This is a genomic window from Pseudanabaena sp. FACHB-2040 (genome assembly GCF_014696715.1).
Classification (GTDB): domain Bacteria; phylum Cyanobacteriota; class Cyanobacteriia; order Phormidesmidales; family Phormidesmidaceae; genus JACVSF01.
The window spans coordinates 69,253-81,040 of record NZ_JACJQO010000008.1; the positions used below are offsets into that span (position 1 = coordinate 69,253).

An 11,788-nucleotide genomic window follows, 5' to 3' on the forward strand; every position below is an offset into this window, starting at 1 on the left:
GATTTGGCGAAACCCACCAGTTCAGGCTCTATTCGGCCATTTGTTTGTTTGCGATCGCGCCACCGATTTCCTCATCTTTCCCATGACCTCCAATCCCACTCCACTAAATCCACCTCAACAGCTCAAGCGTCACCCCCGACTCTTTATCGGCCTTGGAATCCTAGGATTGCTGCTCGGTTTGTCTGTCGCTCGAATGCCGCTGACAGCAACCCCCCCCGAAGAGGCCGACACCGTCTCCAGCCAACCCTTACCGGTAGAGGTTTTAACCGTCGAACCCGTCACTAGCTACTCAGTCTCTCGAGCCTACACGGGTGAGATTGCCGCCCTGCGCACCAGCGAACTGGGGTTTGAGCGCAGTGGTCGTCTGGTAGACGTTTTGGCCAAAGAGGGCGACCGGGTGGTAGCCGGGCAACCCCTTGCCCGACTCGATATCAGCAATCTGCAAACCCAGCGGCAGCAGCTCGTCGCCGAAAGATCGCGGGTGCAGGCTCAGCTAGCCGAGCTGCAGGCAGGCCCGAGATTAGAAGGTATTGCTGCGGCTGAAGCAGCGGTGCAAGAGCTGGAGCAGCAGCTAGCCCTACAGCAAACTCAGCGATCGCGGCGAGAAAGCCTCTATGCTGCTGGGGCAATTTCAAAGGAAGAACTGGATGAATTTACCTTTGGCCAAGGGGCACTGCAGGCGCGGCTAGACCAGGCCCAAAGCCGCCTCCAGGAGCTACGTAATGGCACTCGCCAAGAGCAGATTGCGGCCCAGCTAGCGCTGGTGCAGCAGCTTGATGCTAGCCTTGCTGACCTCGATGTCACCATCGGCAAGAGCACGCTGACAGCCGCCTTTGACGGTATTGTGGCAGCTCGCCAGGTGGATGAAGGTACCGTCGTTAATGCTGGTCAGTCGGTGGTGCGTCTGGTAGAAAATGCGGCTCCAGAGGCTCGCATTGGCCTGCCCACAGAGGCGGCTAGCCAGCTTCAGATCGGCAGCGCCCAAACGCTCAGACTAGGCAGTGAGACCTACTCAGCGACCGTAACGGCTCTGCTGCCCGAGATTGATCCGGATACGCGCACTCAGGGGGTTCTCTTTGCCCTAGAGCCGTCAGCCATTTCCCGCCTCAGCCCAGGTCAAACTGTTCGAGTGGAGTTAGCCCAAACTATTCCTGCAGACGGTGTGTGGCTGCCAATAGAGTCATTGACTCAAGGCATTCGGGGGTTGTGGGACTGCTATGTGCTCATGCCTACCGAGGCAGGTGAAGACACTTATCAGGTTCAGCCTCAGGCAGTGGAAATTTTGCACCAGGAAGGTAGTCGGGTGCTCGCGCGAGGAACGCTGCAGCCGGGCGATCGCATTGTGGCCAGTGGCACCCATCGCTTAGTGCCAGGTCAGCGTGTCCGGCCTATGAACTGATTTTCGTTGACTTCGGACTCAAACTTCGGACTGAAATTTTGGACTGGACTCATGGTTCGCCCTTTTTACACAAACCTGCGCCTGCTCATTCTCACGGTCATCATGATTTTGGCCTGGGGGTTATCCTCTTTTCAGGCACTGCCCCGCCAGGAAGACCCAGAGCTGATCTCTCGGATCGCGGCGGTCAATACGGCGTTCCCCGGCGCTAATGCTGAGCGGGTTGAGGCCCTAGTTACGACGCCTATTGAGAAAGAACTTTCAGAGATTGAAGCCATCAAAGTTTTGTCCTCCGACTCGCGGGTGGGCTTCTCAACAGTTGTCGTGGAACTGGTCGATGCCGTCAAAGATGCTCAGCCTGTCTGGTCGTTGGTGCGAGACAAGCTCAATGATGCTGCCGCTGTGTTTCCCCCTGGGGCCACAACGCCTGAGTTAGAGGAATCCTACGTTAAGGCATACACTGCGATCGCAGCTTTGACCTGGAACCTGCCAAGTGATCCTAACTATGCTGTACTGGGGCGCTACAGCGAAGAGCTTGGCGTCATTCTGCGAGGGCTAAACGGCACCGAAGATGTGAAGTTTTTCGGCAGCCCTAACGAAGAAATTTTGGTTGAGATCGATGCTTCCACCCTGACGGGGGTGGGGCTGTCGCCGCAGCAGCTAGCCCAGCAGATCAGCCTGAGTGATGCCAAGGTGACGGCTGGTCAGCTTCGCAGCCCAGAGCAAGATATTGCCATTGAGGTCAATACCGAGTTGGAAACGACCGAGCAGATTCGGCAATTGCCCGTTCAAGCCAGCGGCGGACAGTTCACACGGCTCAGCGATATTGCCCAGGTCAGTCGTGGGGTTCGCTACCCCCTCAACCATCTAGCGATTGTCAGCGGCAAGCCAGCGGTTGTCTTGGGGGTGATGATGCAGTCTGGACTGCGAATTGACCAGTGGGCTGTCGTTGTCAGGCGTGAGCTAGAAGCCTTTCGAGAACGTCTGCCCCAGGGGGTGAGCCTGGAGCTGATTTTTGATCAGAGCCGCTATGTTGAAAGCCGCATGAGCACTTTGATGCTTAACCTGCTATTTGGGGCAGTGCTGGTGGTACTGGTGGCGCTGGTCGGCATGGGTTGGAGATCGGCGCTGGTGGTTGGGCTGGCGCTGCCGTTGACGGTTGCTGCGGTATTGGGCTGGATGAGCGTATTTGGGGTAGCTGTTCACCAGATGTCGGTGACTGGGCTGATCATTGCCCTGGGGCTGCTGATCGACAATGCCGTTGTGGTTGTCGATGAAATTCAGGTGGAAATGCAGCAGGGCGAAGCCCCTCTGCAGGCCGTAACCAAAACAGTGAAGTATCTGCAGGTGCCGCTGCTAGCTTCTACTCTGACCACCGTTCTGACCTTTTTGCCGATTTACCTGCTGCCTGGAGCCGCTGGAGAGTTTGTCGGCTCGATTGCTCTGAGCGTGATTTTGGCGTTGGTGTCATCCCTAGCCATTTCCCTGACAGTCATTGCGGCGCTGACCGGCCGGGTGCTGGTTGACAGCCGTCAGGGTGAGCGGACGATTCGCCCGCTATCTCAGCTCAGCCTGCGAGAGCGGGCGATGCGGGTCTTGGTGCGGCCCGGTGCCTGGTGGTATGACGGGTTTTCATCGCCTCGACTGGGGCGTCTTTACCGCAGTTCTCTGGCCTGGGTAACGGCTCATCCCTGGCTCACAGTCGGCCTAACCATGGCAATTCCGCTGATCGGCTTAATTGCAGCAGGGACGTTAGATGAGCAGTTTTTCCCCCTAGTGAACCGTGATCAGGTGCAGATCGAGATCGAGTTTGCCCCCCAAACTGCGATCGCACACACTCGTCAGGCCGCCCTTCAAGCCCGCGACGTGCTGATGCAGCATGAAGAAATCCAGGATGTCCACTGGTTTGTAGGCGAAAGTGCCCCCAAGTTTTACTACAACCTGACGGGCAACCGCCAAAACCAGGCCCACTACACCCAGGCTATGGTGCAGCTCAAGTCTGAGCAAAACGTGGAAGGCATTGTGCAGGATTTGCAGACAGAGCTAAACGAGCTGTTTCCCTCGGCCCGCGTGATTGTGCAGCAATTGCAGCAGGGGCCGCCCTACAATGCCCCAGTGGAGATGCGTCTCTACGGCAGCGATATCGAAACGCTGCGCCGCCTAGGGGTCGAAGTGCGGGAAATGTTGACCACCTTGCCTGATGTGGTGCAAGTGCGGGACGACCTGGCCGAAGGTGTGCCCAAGCTGGGGCTAACGGTCGATAACGAGCAGGTGCAGCAGGCCGGGTTAACCAATACTGCGATCGCACAGCAGCTTGAAGCCTACTCCGAGGGCGTGACGGGCGGAGCCATTCTAGAATCCACAGAAAATCTGCCCGTGCGAGTGCGGTTGACCAATTCCGACCGGGCCAGCCTGGCCCAGCTAGCTTCTCTAGATCTGCGGCCTGACCAGAGCCCAGATCGCGCCTTTCGTCCGACCTCTGCCCTGGGTGAGTTTGAGCTGCTGTCGCAATTTGCCAGCATTGCGCGCCGCAATGAACAGCGGGTCAACACCGTCCAAGCGTATATCACTGCTGGGGTGCTGCCCGATACTGTACTCACCGCCCTGCAAGCACAGCTAGCGGACAGCAACTTTGAGCTACCGCCCGGCTACCGCTATGAGTTTGGCGGTGAGTTTGCCGAACGCAATTCAGCGGTGGGCAACTTGCTGCTTTACGTGCCGCTGCTGGTGCTGCTTATGGTGATGGCGCTAGTCCTGTCCCTCGGCTCGTTTAGGCAGGCAGGCATCGTCGCCGTGGTGGCGGTTGGCTCGGTGGGCATGGCCCTATTCTCCCTAAAAGCATTTGGATCGCTGCTGGGCTTTATGGCGATTGTTGGCACGATGGGCCTAGTGGGCATTGCTATTAACGGAGCCATCATTGTGCTCTCAGCTTTCAATGAAGATGCCCAGGCCAGCCAGGGTAACCCCAAAGCGGTGCAGGCAGTTGTGGTAAAAGCCACCCGCCACGTTTTAACCACCACCATCACAACGATGGTGGGATTTGTGCCCCTGCTAGCCGATGGCAACCCCTTCTGGCAGCCGTTGGCAATTGCGATCGCAGGCGGCATTGGTGGCTCACCCATTCTGGCCCTCTACTTCACGCCAGCTGCCTACCTGTTGCTATGCCATCGTCAAAGACTACCAAAGCACTACAGCTATTGAGGCTTCTATCTCCCAATAAATGCCAGAACTTCCTGGATAAAGCGATCGCGTCCTCGTTCTGGGCGGTCATTAAAGAGGTAGTGAGTCCCATCTGGAATGGTAACCGTTTCTACTCTAGGAGCATTGATTAGCTCTGCTTTAAGAGCCTGCACATCTTCGGGTCTTGACCAGAAATCTAGCTCTCCTCGCAGAACCAGGGTTGGAACCGTAATATCTGCAGCATCCCAATATTTTTGCCCCCTTGAGAGGTTATAACTTTCCAACCGATAGGCTGCCGGAATTCGCATACTGGGAGGATTGCGCGTTTCGCTAGTGGGATCACTAGCAAGGGCGGCTTGCTGATAGGCTGCTACGACTTGCGGATCACGCCACTGACTTTTATCGTCCACGGGAATTGTTCTGCTCCACGCAGCGATTAGCCCTTCCGCATCATTGAGGCGATAAGCTCCACCACTAGAATCGAATGTACCGGGACGGTTGGGATCTTCAAAGGACGATTGCAGTTCCCAGGGAGCCTCTACTCCATAAAGACTATTGAGCATGACGAGATGGCTCACCTTGTCGTTATTCCGACTGGTGTACATCCCCGCCCAATGTCCCCCAGTTGCCCAACCCACCAGTGCCACAGGTTCTCCCTGATGGCGTTGCCGCATCGCATCGACTACTGCCCCAATATCGCGCACCGCTTCATCAGATGTGACTGCAGGGGAATTGTTTTCTGACGGCTGATTGAGGGCATCAGGGCGAGTTGAACCTTCCCAACCTCGAAGATTCATTACATAAACGGGATGCCCTGCTTGAGCAAAATTGGCTGCCAGAGAATAGCCTGAAACATTCAAATCAAAGGAAGCCGTGCCGCCAGGGCCACCTCCATGAATGAGCAAAATAGGAACTTGTGAAGCATTCCCCGAACGCACTTCTCGAACGGCAATTTCAATTCCTGGATCGCTGGTGACAAAGAAATCATTACGTTCAATTTGAGATGGGGTAGACATTAACTGTGATATTCGATGATGTCCCTGGGCGATCGCAGAAGCATTCACGGAAGTAGATTCTGGTAGTTGAGTGACTCCAAGCAAAGTACACGACAATCCTCCTAGCAACAGCGTTGTGCTCAAGCTTCGATTTCGTCTCCAGAGCATTTGAAAAGAGTGGAGTAATTTCATTACAACACCTCCTGCGTTGATCAAATACAAATGACAAGGCAGGCGAAAGCGACCCTTAAAGTCGCGTCAGTATTCTGCCTTGCAGAAGAAAATGGATTGTTAGACAAGGTTGATTTGAGCCGTTGCGCTCTATAAATTCATGCTAAAAAGAGTCATTACTAATGTCCAACACTCGTTTGATCCGTCAATCACACCTTAAAGGTTCAAATGGAATTGCGGCACCTGCGCTACTTTGTGGCGGTAGCAGAAGAACTCCATTTTGGGCGAGCCGCTCAAAGACTCCTCATCGCTCAGCAGCCTTTAAGCCGTCAAATCCGCGATTTAGAAGCTGAGATTGGGGTGGAGTTATTTCACCGGACTAAGCGCACCATTCGCTTAACAGAAGCAGGGCATGTCTTTTTAACAGAAGCTCGCAAAACCCTCCAGCAAGCAGAACATGCGATTCTACTCGCGCAGCAAACCGGACGGGGCGAAATTGGAAGATTGGTAGTGGGCTTTACAGGTCCAGCCCTCAACACGGTTTTGCCCAAAATCGTCCGGCGATTCAAGGACAAGCATCCTCAAATTCAATTGGGGTTGGAACGACTACACACCAATGAACAAGTCGAGGCACTGCGATCGCAACAGATTCAGGCAGGCTTATTGCATCCACCGATTGCAGGCCGCTCCCTCATAACAGAGGTGATTCATCGAGAGGGTTTAGTGGCTATTTTGCCAGACTCCCATCGATTAGCTCAGTCTAAACGCATCTCTCTAGGGGCACTTGCCCATGAACCATTCATTCTCTATCCCCGGCATGTGGGGCCTATGCTGTACGATCGCATTCTGGGATTGTGCCAACAAGCAGGATTTAGTCCAAGGATTGTCCAGGAAGTTGTTCCTCAGCAAACGATTCTAGGTTTGGTGGCTGCAGAGATTGGAGTTTCCCTACTGCACGCCTCAGCAGAAGCGGTTGCCCCTACTGGCGTCGTACTTCGGCCTCTTGTAGAACCCACACCTGAGTTGGAGCTTGCCGTTGCCTGGAATCCAGAAATCGCACATCCCGTATTACCTGCTTTTTTGACGATTGTTCGTGAGGTCACCTGCCAACTTTGAACAATCCCTATGGGTTTCCTACTGAGTAGGGCTCTAGAGCTAGCGATCGAACGAGGCTCACGCTTTGTCAGGCAATGACTCTATCTTTCTCCACTAACTGCTTTCACCCGATTTCTCCTAATCTCGTTGTTCGCCAAATCCGTTGGGAAAAGAGCAGGCCCAAATAAGCAGCCTTGCCATCTGCCAACACCGCCTCTGAGAAAGAGCGAAGCCACATCAGATTGAACAGCCCAAACTCTCTTCTCGTTCAGTAGATGAGCCAAGTACGGGTGGCAGGTCTGTAAACACCTTAGCCTGAATAGGACTTGACCCCGTTTCCATTCTTGTAACGGTTCTAACCCTGCTAAGGACGCTGCCTATACTGCAAGTTGAGCCAGTGATGATAGCAAACGTGTTTCAACCTAAATCTTCCAGACTTTTTCGAAGCATGGGCATGCTCCTGAGCCTGAGTGTCGTTAGCACCAGCAATTTGGCAGTACAGCCTAGGGCTACAGCTACCCAACTGCTGGCGCAGGCCACACCTGCCGCCCTCAACTGTCCAGCAGAGCGTCAGCAGCCCGTGGACAGCGCATTGAACGTCGCTCTAGAGCAGGCTCAGCAAGCTGTCAACAATAGACAGACATACCCGGCAGTTCAGCTAATGGAGTATGTCCTGCAAGGGATTCAGGTGATGGAAGATTCCCCCGGCAAGGCCGATTTGCTGCAGCGGCTGGTCGGCAGCTTACCCGAAGATTTTGCTTATGCCGGCCCGCTGGAGCGACTGGTGCAGATCGCTCCTCAAGAAAACGCTGATGCGACGCTGGAAGTGCTGCCTCTGGCGCTTGAGGCAACTCGAACCTTGGGCAGCGGCTACAGCGCTGCTAAAACTCGAACTTTTGTGGCGCTAGCGCATTATTACACGCAGCTGGGTAGGCCCGACCAGGGCAGCCAAATTTTGACAGAGGCGCTGGCGGCCAGCAATGCGATTCAAGGAGCAACGTTTCAAGCGCCTGCACTGAGGGACATTGCTGCGGCCTACATCAATGCCGGACAGGTGGATTTAGCGCTGCCCCTCTTGGCGCGATCGCAAACCGCCGCCCAAGCCATGTCCGCTTCAAATCCTTACCAGCGGGCCGCAGAACTAGAGCAAATCGCTGCCCTCTACGCTCAAGCCAATCAGCTTGACCAAGCCCTGCAAACTGTCCGCCTAGTTGAGTTGTCGGGCTACCCGTCAAATGCGCTGCTGATGGTTGTAGACAAGTACAGCGAAGCGGGACAGACCGACCGAGCGCTGGCGGTACTACCCGCCTTTAAGCAGCCAGAGCAAAAGGCGTTGGCTCTGGCAACGATTGCTGGGCGGCTCACCGCTCAACAGCCAGAGCAGTCTGCCCAACTCTATGCCGAGGCCGTTGCAGCCGCAAAATCGGCGCAGAATGCTACCCAGGTCATAGCTAGTGTGGCTGTGCGTTATGCAACAACGGGGGGCTTAGTTGCGATCGCAGATGAAACCCTCCTCACCATTACCGATCCCCTGGTAAAGGCTCCGGCCCTGGGTGCGATCGCATTGCAATATGCCAAAGCTGGACAAGAAAATCTCGCTGAAGCCCGTCTCACTCAGGCCGTTGAAGCTTTAGAGGCCATTCCAGAAGACTGGAGCCGTAACAGTACTCGCCAGCAGCTGATCGATCAGGCCGTTCAGCTGGGGCGCTACGACTATGCACTGCAGATTGTGCAGACGATCCAGCCGGGCGAAGAAATTCCCTATGATCGCGTTGATGTCTTAACGCCCATGGCCGAGCGTGCCATGGCCGCAGGCCGCTATGATGCCGCTTTGCAAATTACTGAGCAGATCCCACCCACTTTTGTCAGCTCGCGCAACCATCTGCTTTCTCAGATTGCGGCAGGGTTCGTGAATTCGGGGCAGCTCGACCGAGCTCTAGAGATCGCCAACCAGGAAAACCCCGATTCAGGCTTTCGGCCCCGCACTTTGGCGGTGATTGCATCTCAGGTGAGGCCGCCCGAGCAAGCGGCATTACTATTTGCTCAGGCAGCTCAGCTAGCCGACACCATTGACAGTGTCTATGTCAGGATTGAGGTGTTGGGTGCGATCGCAAAAGCCCACCTAGATGCCGGACAATCGGTGCCATCGACCCAGCTGCTAAACCAGGCCATTGCAGCTTCCCAGGAGGTTTCAGATGCTTCTGGCCGCTCCTCTTCCCTGAGAGCGATAGCCGAGCATCTAATTTTTGCCAATCATTACCTGGCGGCAATCCAGGTAGCTGAGTCGATTCCAGAGGAATCTGAGCGGCTGGCTAAGCTCAATGAGGCGATGGAAAAGGCTATTGCGGTGAGAGATGTGGCAACGGTACTGACAGTGCTAGAACGGCTGGAGGAGCCAATCCTCAAAACGCGCTGGCAGATTGCGGCTGCCGACACCTTTATTCAGCTAGACCAACCCAGCGCAGCAGCAGAGGTGCTCAGTCAGGCACTGCAAACCGCCCGCACCATTCCAGGGGAGGAGGCGCAAACGATTACGCTGCCTGGAGAGGAGAATCCGCCAATCGTTGATGATGAGCAGGATCGGGGCAGCTTTTTGAGTGCGATCGCACTCAAATACGCCCAGCTAGGTCAAGTCTCACAGGCCCAGCAGATTGCTCAGTCGTTGGAGAGCCCAGCGCTGCAACAGCAGCTCAGGCAGCAAATTAGCTGTTACCGCTAATAGGCAATGTCCAACGTCTTCCCCTGACTCTGGACACTGGCTCACAGGTTTTGCCATGCGATCTCATGCCCTGTATCTCGCCTATAGCTCCAGGGGGAGCGACAAGGTAGGGTCAAGCGGACTGTAAAAAAGTAGCTGCCTCCACAGCAGTAGTAAAAATAGTGCTGCCCACCTGAAATTGCTCCATATTTAGAATGGTTTGGCTCCAGCCCACTGTCTTATCCATCACTTGTGCAGTGCCAGTAATCTGCAAACCGTTACCGCTTTGAGCTGCAATGGTCATGGTGGCGGCATCAAAGAAATCTAGGAAGATCAAGTCTTTGCCCGCGCCACCGTCTACAGTGCCGCTGCCCCTGCCAGTTTTGAAGACATCGTTGCCGTTGCCTCCATAGATCAGCGCATCATCAAGGGCCGCAGTGGTGCCGCTGATACTAATCACATCATTACCATCGCCGCCGTGGACCGTTGATTGGGACGCTCCATAACCTGTCACACGGCCACTCTTAGCCTGACCCGAAATCGTAATTAGGTCATTCCCTTGGCCGCCGTCCACTTGAGACTGTCTCAGCCCAAAGGCCGAGCCGGGACTGGAGCCGTCTGAACCTGCAATCGCAGTAATGTTAATAACATCTTTACCATCACCGCCCCGCACTGCTGACTGATACACGCCAGTACTGCCAACCCCAATGGCCCCATACGCAGAGCTAGAGATGGTAATGCTATCGTTGCCTTCACCCGTATCGATCGTTCCTTGGAAGAGGCCGGTGCCTCCTCCTCCGTCACCACCACTACCAATTGCAGAAATAGTGACCTGGTCGTTACCGCTACCGCCATATATAGAGCCGCCATAAACTCCGGTACTACCGGCTCCCTTGGTCCCATACGCAGAGCTAGAGATGGTAATGCTATCGTTGCCTTCACCCGTATCGATCGTTCCTTGGGAGAGGCCGGTGCTTGATCCTCCGTAACCACCACTGCCAACGGCAGAAATAGTGACCTGGTCGTTGCCACTACCGCCATATATAGAGCCGCCATCAACTCCAGTACCACTGGCTCCCTTGCCACCGCCGGAGGCAGCAATGTCAATAACATCGTTACCGCTGCCACCGCTGATAGTCCCCCCACGCAGGCCAACGCTGCTGCCGCCATAAGCACCAGCTTTTGCTACTATGGAAATAGTGTCGTTACCCCGGCCTCCCTCAATAAAGGCTTCAGAGACCCCTACGCTGGAGGCAGAGTAGAGGCCAGTGTTGATGCTCTCAATAGCAAAGGTATCATTACCATTGCCGCCACTGACCAGGCCTCCATAAACCCCATAGACTTGGCCTATTACGCTGCCATTACCAGTGCTTTTAACGGTGATAGTATCGTTGCCATCTTCTCCAAAGATTGCAGCCTCGTAGGTTCCGTAACTTTCGGGCTGCCACCCGCTCGTCACGCTGGTAATTTCTATAGTGTCTTTGCCGTTACCGCCAAAAACCGAGGCTTGGTAAAGCCCATAGCTTTTAGGCGGGATGGCGCTGCTTGATACAGTAGAATATGCAGCACCAAGAATGGAAAACTTATCGTCTCCTGATCCGCCCCGAAGGGAGGCCCAGCGTGCCCCATAGGCAAGGACTGGCTTTGTTCCAGTAGCGCTAGCTTTAACCGTAAACACGTCGTTGCCAGAACCCGCGTCTAGCGAACTGGACTTTATGCCATCGGCCTCAGCGCTACCCTCGCTAGAAACTACAGTGGTCGTGCCTTTGATGGTGTCATTACCGCCAAAGGTAGCAACCGAGGCATTGACAATTGCTGCCCCAGCCAGGTCTGTTGCGCCAGAGAGCTCAACTGTGCCTGAGAACGAATCTGCACGAGGAGTTCCCGCTTGATTTCCTGTTAACTGACTCATCATTAAAGTCCCCTTCCCAAAAATGAGTAGAACCACTTAAGTTCTGTGTTCTACTAATAACGCTATGCCTCGGGAATTACGGCATTTGTTGCAATCGAAACACAAAATTTTATCTCCGTTACAAGTGTTCCAAACTACAAAATTTACCCTCGGTTTCTAATGCCCAGACTTGACCTTATACTCAGGTTTTTTAGGCAAAAATAGCCAATTTTCAGGGCATATTCAGGCCCCTTTTATAGACATAGATGACTTTGGTTGACTCTAATTTATCTCCCGTAGGATATTGACAGATCCTTGGGCTCCCTATTTTTTTGCTAGCTGAAAGAGATGCGATCGCATTA

6 protein-coding genes are annotated in these 11,788 nt (G+C 54.5%); 4 read left to right on the top strand and 2 right to left on the bottom strand.

Features of this window, described 5'->3' with window-relative positions; genetic code table 11:
* The first annotated feature begins 82 nt into the window (after positions 1-82).
* Entirely contained in the window at positions 83-1,399 is a 1,317-nt protein-coding gene (locus H6G13_RS11925) for an efflux RND transporter periplasmic adaptor subunit (RefSeq protein ID WP_190483439.1), read from the top strand.
* Between the two features lie 51 nt (positions 1,400-1,450).
* Entirely contained in the window at positions 1,451-4,597 is a 3,147-nt protein-coding gene (locus H6G13_RS11930; protein ID WP_190483440.1) for an efflux RND transporter permease subunit, read from the top strand.
* Between the two features lie 5 nt (positions 4,598-4,602).
* On the opposite strand, the gene H6G13_RS11935 is transcribed toward H6G13_RS11930, so the two are convergent.
* Complete coding sequence (locus H6G13_RS11935; RefSeq protein ID WP_190483441.1) at positions 4,603-5,592, bottom strand: alpha/beta hydrolase; 990 nt, start codon at positions 5,590-5,592, stop codon at positions 4,603-4,605.
* 378 nt (positions 5,593-5,970) lie between these two features.
* On the opposite strand from H6G13_RS11935, the gene H6G13_RS11940 reads away from it, so the two are divergent.
* Entirely contained in the window at positions 5,971-6,858 is an 888-nt protein-coding gene (locus H6G13_RS11940; RefSeq protein ID WP_190483442.1) for a LysR substrate-binding domain-containing protein, read from the top strand.
* A 427-nt stretch (positions 6,859-7,285) separates the two neighbouring features.
* Positions 7,286-9,556, top strand: coding sequence for a hypothetical protein (locus H6G13_RS11945; protein ID WP_190483443.1), 2,271 nt, complete (start codon positions 7,286-7,288; stop codon positions 9,554-9,556).
* A gap of 112 nt (positions 9,557-9,668) precedes the next feature.
* On the opposite strand, the gene H6G13_RS11950 is transcribed toward H6G13_RS11945, so the two are convergent.
* Positions 9,669-11,450, bottom strand: coding sequence for a hypothetical protein (locus tag H6G13_RS11950; RefSeq protein ID WP_190483444.1), 1,782 nt, complete (start codon positions 11,448-11,450; stop codon positions 9,669-9,671).
* Positions 11,451-11,788 lie beyond the last annotated feature (338 nt).